Annotated in this window: 27 protein-coding genes; all 27 read right to left on the bottom strand. The window is 60.8% G+C overall.

Annotated elements, in window-relative coordinates:
• Window positions 1-153 precede the first annotated feature (153 nt).
• Window positions 154-1,992 carry a protein-disulfide reductase DsbD gene (gene dsbD / locus JYJ84_RS02320; RefSeq protein WP_175222800.1) on the bottom strand — a complete coding sequence of 613 codons (1,839 nt, stop codon included), beginning with the start codon at window positions 1,990-1,992 and terminating at the stop codon, window positions 154-156.
• Window positions 1,985-2,311, bottom strand: coding sequence for a divalent-cation tolerance protein CutA (gene cutA, locus JYJ84_RS02315; protein WP_174958643.1), 327 nt, complete (start codon window positions 2,309-2,311; stop codon window positions 1,985-1,987). Before cutA ends, dsbD begins: the two co-directional genes overlap by 8 nt.
• 202 nt (window positions 2,312-2,513) lie before the next feature.
• Window positions 2,514-2,909, bottom strand: coding sequence for a 50S ribosomal protein L17 (gene rplQ, locus JYJ84_RS02310; RefSeq protein WP_006477175.1), 396 nt, complete (start codon window positions 2,907-2,909; stop codon window positions 2,514-2,516).
• 137 nt (window positions 2,910-3,046) lie between these two features.
• On the bottom strand, window positions 3,047-4,024 hold the full coding sequence (locus tag JYJ84_RS02305; RefSeq protein ID WP_006477176.1) for a DNA-directed RNA polymerase subunit alpha: 978 nt from the start codon (window positions 4,022-4,024) through the stop codon (window positions 3,047-3,049).
• 124 nt (window positions 4,025-4,148) lie between these two features.
• Entirely contained in the window at window positions 4,149-4,772 is a 624-nt protein-coding gene (gene rpsD / locus JYJ84_RS02300; RefSeq protein WP_011350679.1) for a 30S ribosomal protein S4, read from the bottom strand.
• 154 nt (window positions 4,773-4,926) lie between these two features.
• Window positions 4,927-5,328 (bottom strand): 30S ribosomal protein S11, encoded by a 402-nt coding sequence (rpsK, locus tag JYJ84_RS02295; protein ID WP_085042827.1) that lies wholly within the window; start codon window positions 5,326-5,328, stop codon window positions 4,927-4,929.
• Window positions 5,329-5,356: 28 nt separating this feature from the next.
• On the bottom strand, window positions 5,357-5,722 hold the full coding sequence (rpsM, locus tag JYJ84_RS02290) for a 30S ribosomal protein S13 (protein ID WP_006477178.1): 366 nt from the start codon (window positions 5,720-5,722) through the stop codon (window positions 5,357-5,359).
• Window positions 5,723-5,760: 38 nt separating this feature from the next.
• Complete coding sequence (gene rpmJ / locus JYJ84_RS02285) at window positions 5,761-5,877, bottom strand: 50S ribosomal protein L36 (protein ID WP_004199844.1); 117 nt, start codon at window positions 5,875-5,877, stop codon at window positions 5,761-5,763.
• 20 nt (window positions 5,878-5,897) lie between these two features.
• Window positions 5,898-6,116 carry a translation initiation factor IF-1 gene (gene infA, locus JYJ84_RS02280; protein WP_004521905.1) on the bottom strand — a complete coding sequence of 73 codons (219 nt, stop codon included), beginning with the start codon at window positions 6,114-6,116 and terminating at the stop codon, window positions 5,898-5,900.
• 7 nt (window positions 6,117-6,123) lie between these two features.
• The gene (gene secY / locus JYJ84_RS02275) at window positions 6,124-7,473 is read right to left on the bottom strand and encodes a preprotein translocase subunit SecY (protein WP_006482915.1); all 1,350 of its coding nucleotides are present in this window, start codon (window positions 7,471-7,473) and stop codon (window positions 6,124-6,126) included.
• A gap of 42 nt (window positions 7,474-7,515) precedes the next feature.
• Window positions 7,516-7,950 (bottom strand): 50S ribosomal protein L15, encoded by a 435-nt coding sequence (rplO, locus tag JYJ84_RS02270; RefSeq protein ID WP_006477180.1) that lies wholly within the window; start codon window positions 7,948-7,950, stop codon window positions 7,516-7,518.
• A gap of 26 nt (window positions 7,951-7,976) precedes the next feature.
• The gene (rpmD, locus tag JYJ84_RS02265; protein WP_006400644.1) at window positions 7,977-8,159 is read right to left on the bottom strand and encodes a 50S ribosomal protein L30; all 183 of its coding nucleotides are present in this window, start codon (window positions 8,157-8,159) and stop codon (window positions 7,977-7,979) included.
• A gap of 15 nt (window positions 8,160-8,174) precedes the next feature.
• A complete protein-coding gene (rpsE, locus tag JYJ84_RS02260) occupies window positions 8,175-8,693 on the bottom strand; it encodes a 30S ribosomal protein S5 (protein WP_006482895.1) in 519 nt (172 codons plus the stop codon).
• Between the two features lie 14 nt (window positions 8,694-8,707).
• Complete coding sequence (gene rplR, locus JYJ84_RS02255) at window positions 8,708-9,073, bottom strand: 50S ribosomal protein L18 (RefSeq protein WP_006477183.1); 366 nt, start codon at window positions 9,071-9,073, stop codon at window positions 8,708-8,710.
• Between the two features lie 12 nt (window positions 9,074-9,085).
• Complete coding sequence (gene rplF, locus JYJ84_RS02250; RefSeq protein WP_006758786.1) at window positions 9,086-9,616, bottom strand: 50S ribosomal protein L6; 531 nt, start codon at window positions 9,614-9,616, stop codon at window positions 9,086-9,088.
• 18 nt (window positions 9,617-9,634) lie between these two features.
• On the bottom strand, window positions 9,635-10,030 hold the full coding sequence (gene rpsH / locus JYJ84_RS02245; protein ID WP_011350677.1) for a 30S ribosomal protein S8: 396 nt from the start codon (window positions 10,028-10,030) through the stop codon (window positions 9,635-9,637).
• 14 nt (window positions 10,031-10,044) lie between these two features.
• The gene (rpsN, locus tag JYJ84_RS02240) at window positions 10,045-10,350 is read right to left on the bottom strand and encodes a 30S ribosomal protein S14 (protein ID WP_011350676.1); all 306 of its coding nucleotides are present in this window, start codon (window positions 10,348-10,350) and stop codon (window positions 10,045-10,047) included.
• Window positions 10,351-10,357: 7 nt separating this feature from the next.
• Window positions 10,358-10,897, bottom strand: a complete 540-nt coding sequence (rplE, locus tag JYJ84_RS02235; protein WP_006477186.1) for a 50S ribosomal protein L5 — start codon at window positions 10,895-10,897, stop codon at window positions 10,358-10,360.
• Between the two features lie 16 nt (window positions 10,898-10,913).
• The gene (rplX, locus tag JYJ84_RS02230; protein ID WP_175222801.1) at window positions 10,914-11,222 is read right to left on the bottom strand and encodes a 50S ribosomal protein L24; all 309 of its coding nucleotides are present in this window, start codon (window positions 11,220-11,222) and stop codon (window positions 10,914-10,916) included.
• 9 nt (window positions 11,223-11,231) lie between these two features.
• The gene (gene rplN, locus JYJ84_RS02225; protein WP_006482918.1) at window positions 11,232-11,600 is read right to left on the bottom strand and encodes a 50S ribosomal protein L14; all 369 of its coding nucleotides are present in this window, start codon (window positions 11,598-11,600) and stop codon (window positions 11,232-11,234) included.
• Between the two features lie 309 nt (window positions 11,601-11,909).
• Complete coding sequence (gene rpsQ / locus JYJ84_RS02220) at window positions 11,910-12,182, bottom strand: 30S ribosomal protein S17 (protein ID WP_043191859.1); 273 nt, start codon at window positions 12,180-12,182, stop codon at window positions 11,910-11,912.
• The gene (rpmC, locus tag JYJ84_RS02215; RefSeq protein ID WP_006400652.1) at window positions 12,179-12,373 is read right to left on the bottom strand and encodes a 50S ribosomal protein L29; all 195 of its coding nucleotides are present in this window, start codon (window positions 12,371-12,373) and stop codon (window positions 12,179-12,181) included. Before rpmC ends, rpsQ begins: the two co-directional genes overlap by 4 nt.
• 9 nt (window positions 12,374-12,382) lie before the next feature.
• Window positions 12,383-12,799, bottom strand: coding sequence for a 50S ribosomal protein L16 (gene rplP / locus JYJ84_RS02210; protein WP_006752927.1), 417 nt, complete (start codon window positions 12,797-12,799; stop codon window positions 12,383-12,385).
• 2 nt (window positions 12,800-12,801) lie between these two features.
• Window positions 12,802-13,602, bottom strand: a complete 801-nt coding sequence (gene rpsC / locus JYJ84_RS02205) for a 30S ribosomal protein S3 (RefSeq protein WP_006482899.1) — start codon at window positions 13,600-13,602, stop codon at window positions 12,802-12,804.
• A gap of 11 nt (window positions 13,603-13,613) precedes the next feature.
• Complete coding sequence (gene rplV, locus JYJ84_RS02200; protein WP_114175686.1) at window positions 13,614-13,943, bottom strand: 50S ribosomal protein L22; 330 nt, start codon at window positions 13,941-13,943, stop codon at window positions 13,614-13,616.
• Window positions 13,944-13,955: 12 nt separating this feature from the next.
• Window positions 13,956-14,231: a 30S ribosomal protein S19 gene (rpsS, locus tag JYJ84_RS02195; protein ID WP_004199273.1), complete on the bottom strand. Its 276-nt coding sequence runs from the start codon at window positions 14,229-14,231 to the stop codon at window positions 13,956-13,958.
• Between the two features lie 10 nt (window positions 14,232-14,241).
• Window positions 14,242-15,069, bottom strand: a complete 828-nt coding sequence (gene rplB, locus JYJ84_RS02190) for a 50S ribosomal protein L2 (protein WP_006482900.1) — start codon at window positions 15,067-15,069, stop codon at window positions 14,242-14,244.
• Window positions 15,070-15,071: the final 2 nt, after the last annotated feature.

The following is a 15,071-nucleotide window of genomic DNA, read 5'->3' as shown; positions in this document are numbered from 1 at the left end:
TGCCCGCCGGCAGGCGGAAACAAAAACGGCGGGACACTTCGGTGTCCCGCCGTTTTTTTTTCGCCGTCGATCGGGCCGCCTGCCCTTGTCGATTGTCAGCTCATGCCGCACGAGCGCGCCGTTTCGCCACCGGCACGCACCCGACGGGCATGGTCATACCGTCGGGACCGCAGCCCGGTCGAGGCTGCGCAGGAACGTCTCAGCTGCCTGATAGCCAACCACACGCCCGATCTCGTTACCGTTGCGATCGAAGAAGATGATGCCCGGCGGCCCGAACAGGTTGAAGCGCTTCAACAGCGCCTGGTCGTCCGGGTTGTTCGCGGTGACGTCCGCGCGCACGAGATGAAGCTGCGCGAGCCGCGCCTGCACGCGCGCGTCGGTAAACGTCAGATGCTCCATCTCCTTGCAGCTCACGCACCAGTCGGCGTAGAAGTCGAGCATCACGGGCTGGCCGGACGTCTTCAGCAGCGCGTCGAGTTCGCCACTCGAGCGCACCGATGCGAACGCGGGGCCGTCCTGCGCACCTGCCGTCGCAGGGCCGCCTGACGCAACCGTGCGTGCAGCCAGCACCGCCAACGGCTTGACCGGATCGGTCGACCCCGCAGCCAGGCCGACCAGCAGCGTAGCCGCCCAGATCGCGAGCGCGGCGCCCACGCCACGACCGAGGCGACGCCAGATAGATGTGGCGCCGGCATTCGGCGTGAACAGCCCGAGCGCCGCGGCCGCGATCAGCAGCCACAACGCGGCGAGCACCATCTTCAGGCCACCGGCAAGCACCGGCCACACGATCCACAGCGCGGCTGCGAGCAGCACGATGCCGAAGAACACCTTCACGCCATCCATCCAGGCACCGGCGCGCGGCAGCACCGTCCCGGCACCGACGCCGACGACCAGCAGCGGCACGCCCAGCCCCAGCCCCATCGCGAACAGCGCGGCACCGCCGAGCAGTGCATTGCCCGTATGGGCGATGAAGGCGAGCACCGCGAACAGCGGCGCCGTCATGCACGCACCGACGACCAGTGCGGACAGCGCGCCCATCGCCGCGACCGCGACGAAATGGCCGCCCTGGCGCGCGCCCGATGCCTCGGCCGCGCCGTTCTGCCAGCGCGCGGGCAGCGCGATGTCCTTGCCCGAGATCAGCGAGACGGCAAACGCGGTCAGCAGCACGCCGAACGCACCGAGCACCCACGGGTTCTGCAGCCACGCGCCGAGGCTCTGGCCCACCAGCGCCGCGGCGATGCCGAGCACCGTATAAACCAGCGCCATGCCGACCACGTAAGTCAGCGACAGCGCGAAGCCGCGCGCATGCGTCGCGCGCGTGCCCTGGCCGATGATGATCGCCGACACGATCGGGATCATCGGGTACGAACACGGCAGCAGGCTCAGCACGACGCCCGCGACGAAATACAGTGCGACGATCGTGAAGAAGCCGTGCCCTTCGAGCAGCGACTGCGCGAAATCGGCGCTCGTGACCTTGTCGAACCAGCTGCCCGCGGCGGCCGTATCGCCGGACGACGAGGCGGCGCCCAGCGCGGCGCCGTCGACCTTCACGACGTGCTCGGCCGGCGGATAGCAGATGCCCTCGTCCGCGCACCCCTGCGACGTCACCGCGAGTTCGAACGGGCCCGACGCCTGCTTGACGGGCACGTGCACGACGACTTCGTCACGGTAGGTCTCGACGTTCTTCTGGAACGTCTGATCGAATTTCACGTGGCCGGCCGGGAATTGCGGATCGCCGAGCGTCGCCTGCCCGCTCTTCACCGCGAACGCGAACCGCTCGCGGTACAGGTAATAGCCGTTGGCGACCTTGAAGCGGACGTCCACCTGCCCCGGCGATTCGCTCGCACTGAATTTGAACGCTACCGACGGATCGAGAAAATCGTCGGCCGCGCGCGCGACCGACAGGCCGCCCAGCACGAGCATGAACGACAACAGGACTGCAAGGAACCGCAGCGCGCGCACGCGCACGGGAAGCGCCATACCGTTAAACATGAAATAGACGTTGAGTTTCGCTGGTCACCCACTGACCGTACGCGGCCGATGCCGTCGTCTGCCACGAGACGACTTCAGGCGTCTCGTAAGGATGATGCGCGAGAATAAATCGCTCCAGTTCGAGCGCCCGCACGGGGCTCGTCTTGAACAGCAACTGGATCTCGTCGGCCGTTTCGACCTTGCCCTGCCAGTGATAGCGCGACTTGATCGCACCGAGCTCCGACACGCACGCGGCAAGCCGCGCGTCGAGCGCACCGTCTGAAAGCGCCTGAGCGGTCGCGGCATCGGGCACCGTCGTCAGCATCAGCACCACTATCATCCGCGCCCTCCTGGCTGGTCTATCGGCTCATGCCGACGCGGATTGCCCACCTGGGGCGCGCGCCGGCTGCCCCGTATCGTAGCGCAGCCCGCGCAACGCTGCCGGCACCACCCTGCGACAATCGATCGCAGCCGGCGCCTGAAAAACAAAAAGGGCCAAGCAATCGCTCGGCCCCTTTCAGATACTGCTGCGTACCGGAAGCTTATTCAGCTTCTTGCACGTTTTCCGTTTCGTCGACTTCCGGACGATCGAGCAGCTCGACCAGTGCCATCGGTGCGTTGTCGCCCACGCGGAAGCCGAACTTCAGCACGCGCAGGTAGCCGCCCGGACGGTTCGCGAAACGCGGACCGAGCACGTCGAACAGCTTCGCCACCGAGTCACGATCGCGCAGGCGGTTGAACGCCAGGCGACGGTTTGCCAGCGACGGCTTCTTGCCGAGCGTGATCAGCGGCTCGACGACTTTACGGAGTTCCTTCGCCTTCGGCAGCGTCGTCTTGATGACTTCGTGCTCGATCAGCGAGTTGGACATGTTACGGAGCATAGCCAGACGGTGGCTGCTCGTGCGGTTCAGTTTCCGCAGACCATGACGATGGCGCATTTCAGTTTCCTTGATTCAAAGTTTTGATCCAGCTCTTCTATCGCACCTCGACGGGTGCACGGGCCGGTAGTGAAAAAAGCAAGATGCGGATTTTAAAGGAAAATCCGCATCTTTGCCAACTACAGCAACAACCAGGCTTACTTGTCGAGACCAGCCGGCGGCCAGTTTTCGAGCTTCATGCCCAGCGTGAGACCGCGCGAAGCGAGCACTTCCTTGATCTCGTTGAGCGACTTGCGACCGAGGTTCGGCGTCTTCAGCAGCTCGTTTTCCGTGCGCTGGATCAGGTCGCCGATGTAGTAGATGTTCTCGGCCTTCAGGCAGTTCGCCGAACGAACCGTCAGCTCGAGATCGTCCACCGGACGCAGCAGGATCGGATCGATCTGCGGTGCACGCGACGGCGCTTCGGCTGCCGTTTCCGTGCCTTCCAGCGCCGCGAACACGGACAGCTGGTCGACCAGGATGCGGGCCGATTGACGGATCGCTTCTTCCGGCGTGATCACACCGCTCGTCTCGATGTTCATCACGAGCTTGTCGAGGTCGGTACGCTGCTCGACACGTGCGCTTTCGACAGCGTAGCTCACGCGGCGAACCGGCGAGAACGATGCGTCGAGGACGATGCGGCCGATGATCTTGGCCGTGTCTTCGCCGTAGCGACGGACGTTGCCGGGCACATAGCCGCGACCCTTTTCGATCTTGATCTGAACGTCGAGCTTGCCGCCCTTCGACAGGTGCGCGATCACGTGATTCGGGTTGATGACTTCGCAGTCGTGAGCCAGCTCGATATCGCCGGCCGTGACAACGCCTTCACCTTCCTTGCGCAGCGTAACCGTCACTTCGTCACGGTTATGCAGCTTGAACACCACGCCCTTCAGGTTCAGCAGCAGGTTGACGACGTCTTCCTGCACGCCATCCAGCGTCGAGTACTCGTGCACCACGCCCGCGATCGTCACTTCGGTCGGCGCGTAGCCAACCATCGACGACAGCAGCACGCGACGCAGCGCATTGCCCAAGGTATGGCCGTAACCGCGTTCGAACGGTTCCATGACCACCCTCGCGTGGTTCTCGCCCAGCGATTCCACGGCGATGATCTTGGGTTTCAGCAAACTGGTTTGCATGGGCTTTCCTTTTCAATACCCTCGGCTCGTTACACCGATAAGGCTGACCGGTAACAACCAGAAAATAAACAGCCGAGGCCCCTCCTTGCGTAACGCAATCGGGGTACCTCGGCCGTCAATCGGATTAACGCGAATACAATTCGACGATCAGGCTTTCGTTGATGTCGCCTGCGATTTCAGCGCGTTCCGGCATTTGCTTGAACGTGCCTTCGAACTTCTTCGCATCGACTGCAACCCAGCTCGGCATGCCGCCTTGCTCGGCCAGCGACAGCGCTTCGACGATACGCGCTTGCTTCTTCGCCTTTTCGCGGATCGCGACGACGTCACCCGACTTCACTTGCTGCGACGGGACGTTCGCAACGACGCCGTTCACGGTGATCGACTTGTGGCTGACCAGCTGACGCGCTTCAGCGCGGGTCGAGCCGAAGCCCATGCGATACACGACGTTGTCGAGACGCGACTCGAGCAGTTGCAGCAGGTTTTCACCCGTGTTGCCCTTGCGGCGGTCGGCTTCAGCGAAGTAGCGGCGGAACTGACGCTCCAGCACGCCGTAGATACGCTTGACCTTCTGCTTTTCGCGCAGCTGCGTACCGTAGTCGGACGTACGTGCGCCCGAGGTACGGCCGTGCTGACCCGGCTTGCTGTCGAGCTTGCACTTGTCGGCGAGCGAGCGGCGTGCGCTCTTCAGGAACAGGTCGGTGCCTTCACGGCGGGACAGCTTGGCTTTGGGGCCGATATAACGTGCCACTTTGCATTCCTTTATCAATCAGTCACGCGGATCGAAATCCGCGCTAGTCCGCTCCCTTTGGGGCGAACGGTGGGCTTAGTCAATCAAAAAAGCAACGCCCGTCGACGCTAAGCGGCGACAGGCAATGTGCTAGCACGAACGTGCCAGCACATCTTTAGATACGACGACGCTTCGGCGGACGGCAGCCGTTGTGCGGAATCGGGGTGACGTCCGAAATCGCGGTGATCTTGATGCCGAGGCCGTGCAGTGCGCGCACTGCCGACTCACGACCCGGGCCCGGGCCCTTGATCCGCACTTCCAGATTCTTCACGCCGTATTCCAGCGCGACGCGACCTGCCGACTCGGCTGCGACCTGAGCAGCGAACGGCGTCGATTTGCGCGAGCCCTTGAAGCCCTGGCCGCCCGACGTCGCCCATGCCAGTGCATTGCCTTGGCGATCGGTGATCGTGATGATCGTGTTGTTGAACGACGCGTGAACGTGAACCACGCCTTCAGCGACGTTCTTCTTAACCTTCTTGCGAACGCGTTGCGCCGCGGTGTTCGAAGCCTTAGCCATTACGTTTTCCTGTAACTGTCAGTTCCGCTTACTTCTTCAGCGCTTGCGCTGCACGACGCGGACCCTTGCGAGTACGTGCGTTCGTACGCGTACGCTGACCGCGCATCGGCAGGCCCTTGCGATGACGAACACCACGGTAGCAACCGAGGTCCATCAGGCGCTTGATGTTCATCGTCACTTCACGGCGCAGATCGCCTTCGACGACAAACTTGCCCACTTCTTCACGCAGCTTTTCCAAGTCTGCGTCGGTCAAGTCCTTGACCTTCTTCGAAAAATCGACGCCAGCTGCCACGCAGATGCTGCGCGAACGGGTGCGGCCGACACCAAAGATTGCCGTCAGGCCGATCTCGGTGTGCTGGTGATTCGGGATGTTAACCCCTGCGATACGAGCCATTGTTTTTCCTCAAACAAAAAGCGCAAACAAACGCGCGGTCAGCCTTGGCGCTGCTTGTGGCGCGGATCCGAGCTGCAGATCACGCGAACGACGCCTTTGCGCTTGATGATCTTGCAATTGCGGCAAATGCGCTTAACCGATGCCATCACTTTCATGATAATACCCTTTTTTCAAATCACTTCGCCCGGAACACGATCCGCGCACGAGACAGATCGTAAGGCGTCAACTCAACCGTCACCTTGTCGCCGGGCAGAATGCGGATGTAGTGCATCCGCATCTTTCCGGAAATATGCCCCAACACGACATGGCCGTTTTCCAGCTTCACACGGAAGGTCGCATTCGGGAGGTTCTCGATCACCTCACCCTGCATCTGGATTACATCGTCTTTGGCCATAGTCCTTTCAACGCATCGGGATGTTGCCGCCCTTGAAGTTCGCCTTCTTGAGCAGAGACTCATACTGTTGCGACATAACGTACGACTGCACCTGCGCCATAAAGTCCATCGTGACGACGACAATGATCAGCAGCGACGTTCCACCAAAATAAAACGGCACGTTCCAGCGCAGCACCAGAAACTCTGGCAGCAGACACACGAAGACGATGTAGATCGCACCGGCCAGCGTCAGACGCGTGAGGATGCGGTCGATATATCGTGCGGTCTGATCGCCCGGACGGATGCCCGGAACAAACGCGCCGCTTTTCTTCAGGTTGTCTGCGGTTTCCCTGCTGTTGAACACCAGCGCGGTGTAGAAGAAGCAGAAAAACACGATTGCCAGCGTGTACAGCAGCACATAGACCGGCTGGCCCGGCTTAAGCGCTTCCGCAACGTTATGCAACGTATTGGAAATCCAGCTTCCCGTCGGCTGACCGGTACTGAACCAGCCGAGAATCGTTGCCGGGAACAGAATGATCGACGATGCGAAGATCGGCGGAATCACGCCCGACATGTTCAGCTTCAGCGGCAGATGCGACGACTGCCCACCGTAGATCTTGTTGCCGACCTGGCGCTTCGCGTAGTTCACGAGGATCTTGCGCTGACCGCGTTCGATGAACACGACCAGGTAAGTCACCGCGGCGATCAGAACGACGATGATGATCGCCGAAATGATGCTCATCGAACCCGTACGCACCAGCTCGAACAACCCACCGACGGCATTCGGGAACCCTGCTGCGATCCCGCCGAAGATGATGATCGAGATACCGTTGCCCAGACCACGCTCGGTAATCTGCTCGCCGAGCCACATCAGGAACATCGTGCCGGTAACCAGCGTCACGACCGTCGTCAGACGGAACAGCATGCCGGGGTCAGTGACGAGGCCCGGCTGGTTTTCCAGCGCAGCCGCGATACCGAACGCCTGGAAGGTCGCGAGCACTACGGTGAAATACCGCGTGTACTGCGTGATCTTCCGTTGCCCTGCCTGCCCTTCCTTCTTCAGCGCCTCGAGCTGCGGCGATACGATCGCCAGCAACTGCATGATGATCGACGCCGAGATGTACGGCATGATCCCCAGCGCAAAGATCGTGAAGCGGGAAAGCGCGCCACCCGAGAACATGTTGAACATGCCCAGGATGCCGCCCGCCTGGCTCTGGAACAGCTTAGCCAGTTGATCCGGATCGATGCCCGGCACGGGAATGTGCGCGCCGATGCGATAGACGATCAGCGCCAGGAGCAGGAACATCGCTCGCCGACGCAGATCGCCGAATTTCGCCGTGCTTCGACCGGGTTTTGCAAGACTCGGGCTGTTAGCCAAGTACCTTCTCCGATGAATGCAAGTGACGACGCGCTACGCGTGTCACTCGGCGAACGAACCGCCGGCCGCTTCGATCGCAGCGCGCGCACCCTTGGTGGCACCGAGACCCTTCACGACGATCTTGCGCTTCAGTTCGCCCGTCGCGATGATCTTTGCGCTCTTCGTCAGCTCACCGACCAGGCCGGCTTGCTTCAGTGCGAGCAGATCGATCTCATCGACCGGCAGCTTCTCGAGGTCGCTCAGGCGCACTTCACCGACGAATTCCTTCGTCAGCGACGTGAAGCCGCGCTTCGGCAGACGACGTTGCAGCGGCATCTGACCGCCTTCGAAACCGACTTTGTGGAAGCCGCCCGAACGCGATTTCTGACCCTTGTGACCACGGCCAGCCGTCTTGCCGAGGCCCGAACCGATGCCACGGCCGACGCGACGCTTGGCGTGCTTGGCGCCAGCTGCCGGCTTCAGGTTATTCAATTCCATATCAACTCCTTGATCCGTAGGGCCGCTTACGCGATGACCTTAACGAGGTACGAGACCTTGTTGATCATGCCGCGGACCGCCGGCGTGTCCTGAAGCTCGCTGACCGAGTTGAGTCGGCGCAGGCCCAGGCCACGCACGGTCGCGCGGTGCGATTCGCGGGTCCCGATCAGGCTCTTAACGAGCTGAACCTTGACAGTTTTTTCAGACATGGTGACCACCCGGGCTTAGCCCAAAATTTCTTCGACGGACTTGCCGCGCTTCGCCGCGATGTCTGCCGGGGTGGACTGCTTGCGCAGACCGTCCAGCGTGGCGCGAACGAGGTTGTACGGGTTCGTCGAACCGTGGCTCTTCGCCACGACGTTCTGAACGCCCATCACGTCGAACACTGCGCGCATCGGGCCGCCGGCGATCACGCCCGTACCTGCCTTCGCCGGAGCGAGGAGGACAGCGGATGCGCCATGCTTGCCGTGCACTTCGTGTTGCAACGTGCCGTTCTTGAGCGGCACCTTGAACATGTTGCGACGAGCTTGTTCCATTGCCTTCTGGACAGCGACCGGCACTTCCTTCGCCTTGCCCTTGCCCATACCGATACGGCCATCACCGTCGCCAACCACGGTCAGTGCGGCGAAGCCGAGAATACGGCCACCCTTCACGACCTTGGTCACGCGATTGACCGAAATCATCTTTTCACGAAGGCCGTCGTCGCGCTCGTCAGCCTGAACTTTCGCTTGCATCTTTGCCATGACGAATTCCTTCCTTAGAACTTGAGCCCAGCTTCGCGAGCTGCCTCAGCCAGCGCCTTGACGCGGCCGTGGTAGCGGAAGCCCGAGCGATCGAAGGCGACGGATTCGATGCCGGCAGCCTTTGCCTTCTCGGCAATACGCTTGCCGATCAGCGTCGCGGCATTAACGTTGCCGCCCTTGCCCGACTTGTCGGCCAGTTCAGCGCGCACTTCAGCTTCGAGCGTCGACGCGCTGGCGAGCACCTTGGTGCCGCAGGGCGAGAACACTTGAGCGTAGATGTGCGTGTTCGTGCGATGCACGGCGAGACGCGCGACCTGCAGCTCAGCGATCTTGATACGCGTCTGGCGAGCGCGGCGCAGGCGAGATTGAGTCTTATCCATGATTGCGCACCCTTACTTCTTCTTCGTTTCTTTGAGGATCACAACCTCGTCGGAATAGCGCACGCCCTTGCCCTTGTAGGGCTCCGGCGGACGGTAACCGCGAACTTCCGCAGCCACTTGACCGACTTGTTGCTTGTTGATCCCCTTGATCACGATTTCGGTTTGCGTCGGGGTTTCTGCCTTGACGCCTTCCGGCATCTGGTGCACCACGGGGTGCGAGAAACCCAGCGACAGGTTCAGCTTGTCGCCTTGCGCTTGCGCACGATAACCGACGCCAACCAGCGTCAGCTTGCGCTCGAAACCCTTGGTCACGCCGTGCACGGCATTCGCGATAATCGCGCGCATCGTGCCCGACAGTGCATTTGCTTCGCGGCTTTCGTCCACCGGCGACAGGTTCAGCGTGCCGTCGTTGTTCGCCACGTTCACGAGCGGATTGATCGCTTGCGTGATGGTGCCCAGCGGGCCCTTGACGGTGATTGCACCGTCGGCCAGCTTGACTTCCGCGCCTTGCAGCGCGATCGGGCTCTTACCTACTCGAGACATGTTTCTCTCTCCTCGGCTTTAAGCGACGTAGCAGATGACTTCGCCGCCGACGCCGGTAGCGCGCGCCTTGCGGTCGGTCATCACGCCCTTCGGCGTCGACACGATTGCCACACCGAGGCCATTCATGACCTGCGGAATGTCGTTACGGCCGCGGTACACGCGCAGGCCAGGCTTCGACACGCGTTCGATGCGTTCGATAACCGGACGGCCAGCGTAGTACTTCAGCGCGATATTCAGTTCGGACTTCGCACCTTCCGCCTTCACGGCGAAATCGTCGATATAGCCTTCGTCTTTCAGGACTTGCGCGATTGCAACCTTGACTTTCGACGAGGGCATCGACACCGATACCTTCTCGACCATCTGCCCATTGCGGATGCGAGTCAGCATATCGGCGATAGGATCACTCATGCTCATTTACGTTTCTCCTATTACCAGCTCGCCTTGGTCAGGCCAGGAATCTCGCCACGGAATGCGATTTCACGAATCTTGTTACGCGCGAGGCCGAATTTACGGAACGTGCCACGCGGACGGCCCGTGATCGCGCAGCGGTTACGCTGGCGGGTCGGGTTTGCGTTGCGGGGCAGTTGCTGCAGCTCAAGGCGTGCTTCGTAGCGCTCTTCTTCCGACTTGCTTTGGTCTTCGACGATCGCCTTCAGCGCATCGCGCTTTGCTGCGAACTTCGCGACCAGGCGGGCGCGCTTCTTTTCACGTTCGATCAGTGCCAGTTTAGCCACGGTAACCTCAGTTTCTGAACGGGAACTTGAAGCTGGCGAGCAGAGCCTTTGCTTCGTCGTCGGTCTTCGCAGTCGTCGTGATGCTGATGTTCAGCCCACGCAGTGCGTCGATCTTGTCGTAGTCGATTTCGGGGAAAATGATCTGCTCTTTCACACCGATGTTGTAGTTGCCACGGCCATCGAAAGCACGACCCGACACGCCGCGGAAGTCACGCACGCGGGGCAGGGCAACCGTCACGAAACGGTCGAGGAATTCGTACATTGCTTGGCCACGCAGCGTCACCATCGCGCCGATCGGGTAACCCTGGCGGATCTTGAAGCCTGCGATTGCCTTGCGTGCCTTCGTCACGACCGGCTTCTGACCAGCGATCTTCGTGAGGTCGCCAACGGCGTTCTCGATGATCTTCTTGTCAGCGATCGCTTCGCCAAGACCCATGTTCAGCGTGATCTTGGTGATGCGCGGCACTTCCATGACCGACTTGTAACCGAACTTCTCGATCAGGCCGGGCACAACCTTTTCTTTGTAAAACTCTTGAAAACGAGCCATTTTTTACTCCGCTGCGTCAGGCGCTCAGTACAGCACCGGTCGTCTTCAGGAAGCGAACCTTCTTGCCTTCCTCGACCTTGATGCCAACACGCGACGCCTTGCCATTCGCGTCGACCAGTGCGACGTTCGAAATATGCAGGGGCATCGTCTTCGCTTCCACGCCGCCCGTCGTACCCTTCATCGGGTTCGGCTTCACATGCTTCTTGACGAGGTTGATACCTTCAACCGTCACATGCTCTGCACCGACAGCCAGCACGACGCCGCGCTTGCCCTTGTCTTTGCCAGTGACGACGATGATTTCGTCACCTTTGCGAATCTTGTTCATCGCGACTCCTTACAGCACTTCCGGCGCCAGCGAAACGATCTTCATGAATCGTTCGCTACGCAGCTCACGCGTGACCGGCCCGAAGATACGGGTGCCGATCGGCTCGAGCTTGTTATTCAAAAGCACAGCGGCGTTGCCGTCGAACTTGATCAGCGAGCCGTCTTGACGGCGCACGCCCTTGGCGGTGCGGACCACCACGGCGTTGTAAATTTCGCCTTTCTTCACGCGCCCGCGCGGCGTTGCCTCTTTGACGCTCACCTTGATGATGTCGCCAATGCCGGCGTAACGACGCTTCGAGCCGCCGAGCACCTTGATGCACAGAACTTCACGTGCACCCGTGTTGTCGGCTACTTCGAGCCGAGATTCGGTCTGGATCATGGTTTGTCTTTCCCAACTTAATCCGGATGCACCACCATGATGCATTCGGTCAGTCTTGGTCCCGTCAGCCAATCGGCTGCTTGGGTTGGAACAGCAGCGACGGCAAACGAAACCCGCCATCGCAATTCGGTGAATCTTTCGGACAGGCAGGCGCCAGTCCGCTTCCCCCACCAACTTCGCCCGCGACGGGGCTCCCATAAAGAGGGAAGACCAGGATTATAACAAATAATCCTGGTCACGCAAGCAAAAACTTTGCGATTTCAAGCACTTCGCGGAGAAGTGCTTGTTACTGCCTACTGCGCTGCCCGCTTAGATGACGCGAGCGGCTTCGACGAGGCGCGACACCGTCCAGGCCTTCGTCTTCGACAGCGGACGAGTTTCCTGGATTTCAACGAGGTCACCCTCGTTGTAGGTGTTCGCTTCATCGTGCGCGTGGTACTTCTTCGAGCGCACGACGTACTTGCCGTAGATCGGATGCTTGACGCGGTGCTCGATCAGCACGGTGACGGTCTTGTCCATCTTGTTGCTGACGACCCGACCGACCAGCGTCCGCTTCAGCGAGGTTTTCACGCTATCGTTCATTTCTGGTTCGCCTTCTGAGTCATGACGGTCCGCACACGTGCGATGTCGCGACGAACCTTCTTCAGCTGGCTCGTGTTCGTGAGCTGCTGGGTCGCGAGTTGCATGCGCAGGCCGAATTGCGCCTTCAGCAGGTCCGCCAGCTCCTTGTTGAGCGCGGCCTGGTCTTTCTGGAGAAGTTCGGAAGCCTTCATATTTTCTCCTTAGGCGCCGAGCTGGCGCACGATGAATGCCGTCTTCAGCGGCAGCTTGGCTGCAGCCAGACGGAACGCTTCGCGTGCCAGTTCTTCGGTTACGCCGTCCATTTCATAGAGCATCTTGCCCGGCTGAATCTCGGCGACGTAGTACTCCGGGTTACCCTTACCGTTACCCATACGCACTTCGGCCGGCTTCTGCGAAATCGGCTTGTCCGGGAAGATCCGGATCCAGATGCGGCCGCCACGCTTGATGTGACGCGTCATTGCACGACGCGCCGCTTCAATCTGGCGTGCGGTCAAACGACCGCGACCGATAGCCTTCAGGCCGAAGTCACCGAACGACACTGCGTTGCCGCGCGTCGCCTTGCCGGTGTTACGACCCTTCTGCTCTTTACGATACTTTCTGCGTTTCGGTTGCAGCATCGTTATTCTCCAGTCTTGCCGTCTTCGGGCTTGCCGGCGCCACGGCGCGGTGCGCCACGGCGAGCACCCGGAGCGCCGCCTTCGCCGTCACGGCGCGGACGACGGTCGCCCGGACGCGCATTGCGACGCGGACGCTTGTCTTCGGCTACTTCTTCCACCACCGGTGCGTCGTTGCGGCCGAGCGTGTCGCCCTTGTACACCCACACCTTGACGCCGATGATCCCGTAGGTCGTCTTCGCTTCCGAGGTCGCGTAGTCGATATCGGCACGCAGCGTGTGAAGGGGCACGCGACCTTCGCGATACCACTCCGTACGGGCGATTTCGATACCGTTCAGACGGCCCGCGCTCATGATCTTGATGCCCTGGGCACCCAGACGCATCGCGTTCTGCATCGCACGCTTCATCGCGCGACGGAACATGATCCGGCGCTCGAGCTGTTGCGTGATCGAGTCAGCGATCAGCTGAGCATCGGTTTCCGGCTTGCGGATCTCTTCGATGTTGACGTGAACCGGAACGCCCATGCGGCGTTGCAGTTCCGTCTTCAGCTGTTCGATATCCTCGCCCTTCTTGCCGATGACCACACCCGGACGCGAGCTGTAAATCGTGATGCGCGCGTTCTTCGCCGGACGCTCGATGACGACCCGACCGACCGAAGCGTTCTTCAGCTTCTTCTTCAGGTATTCACGAACACCGATGTCTTCCTGCAGCATCGCCGCGAAATTGTTGTTGTTCGCGTACCAACGCGAAGCCCAATTACGGCTGACAGCCAGGCGGAAGCCAGTCGGATGAATTTTCTGTCCCATCGTATGGCTCCTTAATTCCCGACCGTCACAGTGATGTGACAGGATTGCTTCTCGATGCGGTTACCGCGGCCCTTGGCGCGCGCGGTGAAACGCTTGAGCGATGCAGCCTTGTCGACGAAGATGCTCTTGATCTTGAGCTCGTCGATATCGGCGCCTTCGTTGTGCTCCGCATTCGCGATTGCCGACAGCACAACCTTCTTCACGATGCCAGCCGCTTTCTTCGGCGAGAACGTCAGAACGTTCAGCGCCTTGTCGACCGGCAAACCGCGGATCTGGTCAGCCACAAGGCGCGTTTTTTGCGCCGAGATGCGGGCACCGCGATGAATTGCTTTCACTTCCATCTTGATTGCCCCTTATTTCTTGGCCTTCTTGTCGGCTGCGTGACCCTTGAACGTACGGGTCAGTGCGAACTCGCCAAGCTTGTGGCCGACCATGTTTTCCGAGATGTACACCGGAACGTGTTGACGGCCGTTGTGAACAGCGATCGTCAGGCCGATGAAATCCGGCAGAATCGTCGAGCGACGCGACCAGGTCTTGATCGGCTTTTTGTCGCGCGAAGCTGCAGCCGCCTCAACTTTCTTCAGCAAATGGGCGTCGCAGAACGGACCTTTTTTAACAGAACGTGCCATTGCCTACTCCTTAACGCTTGTGACGGCGCTGGACGATCATCGTCGTCGTGCGCTTGTTGCTACGGGTGCGATAACCCTTAGCCGGCGTACCCCACGGGCTAACCGGATCGCGACCTGCAGCCGTCTTGCCCTCACCACCACCGTGCGGGTGATCAACCGGGTTCATCGCAACGCCACGCACCGTCGGGCGGATACCGCGCCAGCGGTTCGCGCCAGCCTTGCCGATCTGGCGCAGGCTATGCTCTTCGTTGCCGACTTCACCGATCGTTGCACGGCACTCGATGTGCACGCGGCGGATTTCGCCCGAACGCAGACGAACCTGCGCGTAGACGCCTTCACGTGCCAGCAGCATTGCCGACGTACCAGCCGAACGCGCCATTTGCGCGCCCTTGCCCGGCAGCATCTCGATGCAGTGGATCGTCGTACCGACCGGAATGTTGCGGATCGGCAGCGTGTTGCCTGCGCGGATCGGCGCTTCCGAACCCGACATCAGCTGTTGGCCGACGGTCAGGCCCTTCGGGGCGATGATGTAGCGACGTTCGCCGTCTGCGTAGAGCACCAGCGCGATGTTCGCGCTACGGTTCGGGTCGTACTCGAGACGCTCGACCTTTGCCGGGATGCCATCCTTCGTGCGACGGAAATCGACGATACGATAGTGTTGCTTGTGACCACCACCCTTGTGACGCGTGGTGATACGGCCGTTGTTGTTACGACCGGCGGTCGAGCTCTGCGAGTCGAGCAGTGCCGCGAACGGCTTGCCCTGGTGCAGATTCTTGTTGACCACCTTGACCATCGCGCGGCGACCCGGCGATGTCGGCTTAACTTTAACGATTGCCATGA

Source organism: Burkholderia sp. LMG 13014 (assembly GCF_905232215.1).
Classification (GTDB): Bacteria; Pseudomonadota; Gammaproteobacteria; order Burkholderiales; family Burkholderiaceae; genus Burkholderia.
The sequence above is the reverse complement of the archived record's forward strand: the minus strand, read 5'-3'. Positions and strand labels throughout refer to the sequence as shown.

Excerpts from the sequence above, each read along its gene's own strand:
- dsbD (WP_175222800.1), bottom strand. The coding sequence starts at position 1,992 with ATGTTTAACGGTATGGCGCTTCCCGTGCGCGTGCGCGCGCTGCGGTTC.
- cutA (WP_174958643.1), bottom strand. The coding sequence starts at position 2,311 with ATGATAGTGGTGCTGATGCTGACGACGGTGCCCGATGCCGCGACCGCT.
- rplQ (WP_006477175.1), bottom strand. The coding sequence starts at position 2,909 with ATGCGCCATCGTCATGGTCTGCGGAAACTGAACCGCACGAGCAGCCAC.
- JYJ84_RS02305 (WP_006477176.1), bottom strand. The coding sequence starts at position 4,024 with ATGCAAACCAGTTTGCTGAAACCCAAGATCATCGCCGTGGAATCGCTG.
- rpsK (WP_085042827.1), bottom strand. The coding sequence starts at position 5,328 with ATGGCTAAGGCTTCGAACACCGCGGCGCAACGCGTTCGCAAGAAGGTT.
- rpsM (WP_006477178.1), bottom strand. The coding sequence starts at position 5,722 with ATGGCTCGTATCGCAGGGGTTAACATCCCGAATCACCAGCACACCGAG.
- rpmJ (WP_004199844.1), bottom strand. The coding sequence starts at position 5,877 with ATGAAAGTGATGGCATCGGTTAAGCGCATTTGCCGCAATTGCAAGATC.
- infA (WP_004521905.1), bottom strand. The coding sequence starts at position 6,116 with ATGGCCAAAGACGATGTAATCCAGATGCAGGGTGAGGTGATCGAGAAC.
- rplO (WP_006477180.1), bottom strand. The coding sequence starts at position 7,950 with ATGGAATTGAATAACCTGAAGCCGGCAGCTGGCGCCAAGCACGCCAAG.
- rpmD (WP_006400644.1), bottom strand. The coding sequence starts at position 8,159 with ATGTCTGAAAAAACTGTCAAGGTTCAGCTCGTTAAGAGCCTGATCGGG.
- rpsE (WP_006482895.1), bottom strand. The coding sequence starts at position 8,693 with ATGGCAAAGATGCAAGCGAAAGTTCAGGCTGACGAGCGCGACGACGGC.
- rplR (WP_006477183.1), bottom strand. The coding sequence starts at position 9,073 with ATGGATAAGACTCAATCTCGCCTGCGCCGCGCTCGCCAGACGCGTATC.
- rplF (WP_006758786.1), bottom strand. The coding sequence starts at position 9,616 with ATGTCTCGAGTAGGTAAGAGCCCGATCGCGCTGCAAGGCGCGGAAGTC.
- rpsH (WP_011350677.1), bottom strand. The coding sequence starts at position 10,030 with ATGAGCATGAGTGATCCTATCGCCGATATGCTGACTCGCATCCGCAAT.
- rplE (WP_006477186.1), bottom strand. The coding sequence starts at position 10,897 with ATGGCTCGTTTTCAAGAGTTTTACAAAGAAAAGGTTGTGCCCGGCCTG.
- rplX (WP_175222801.1), bottom strand. The coding sequence starts at position 11,222 with ATGAACAAGATTCGCAAAGGTGACGAAATCATCGTCGTCACTGGCAAA.
- rplN (WP_006482918.1), bottom strand. The coding sequence starts at position 11,600 with ATGATCCAGACCGAATCTCGGCTCGAAGTAGCCGACAACACGGGTGCA.
- rpsQ (WP_043191859.1), bottom strand. The coding sequence starts at position 12,182 with ATGAACGATAGCGTGAAAACCTCGCTGAAGCGGACGCTGGTCGGTCGG.
- rpmC (WP_006400652.1), bottom strand. The coding sequence starts at position 12,373 with ATGAAGGCTTCCGAACTTCTCCAGAAAGACCAGGCCGCGCTCAACAAG.
- rplP (WP_006752927.1), bottom strand. The coding sequence starts at position 12,799 with ATGCTGCAACCGAAACGCAGAAAGTATCGTAAAGAGCAGAAGGGTCGT.
- rpsC (WP_006482899.1), bottom strand. The coding sequence starts at position 13,602 with ATGGGACAGAAAATTCATCCGACTGGCTTCCGCCTGGCTGTCAGCCGT.
- rplV (WP_114175686.1), bottom strand. The coding sequence starts at position 13,943 with ATGGAAGTGAAAGCAATTCATCGCGGTGCCCGCATCTCGGCGCAAAAA.
- rpsS (WP_004199273.1), bottom strand. The coding sequence starts at position 14,231 with ATGGCACGTTCTGTTAAAAAAGGTCCGTTCTGCGACGCCCATTTGCTG.
- rplB (WP_006482900.1), bottom strand. The coding sequence starts at position 15,069 with ATGGCAATCGTTAAAGTTAAGCCGACATCGCCGGGTCGCCGCGCGATG.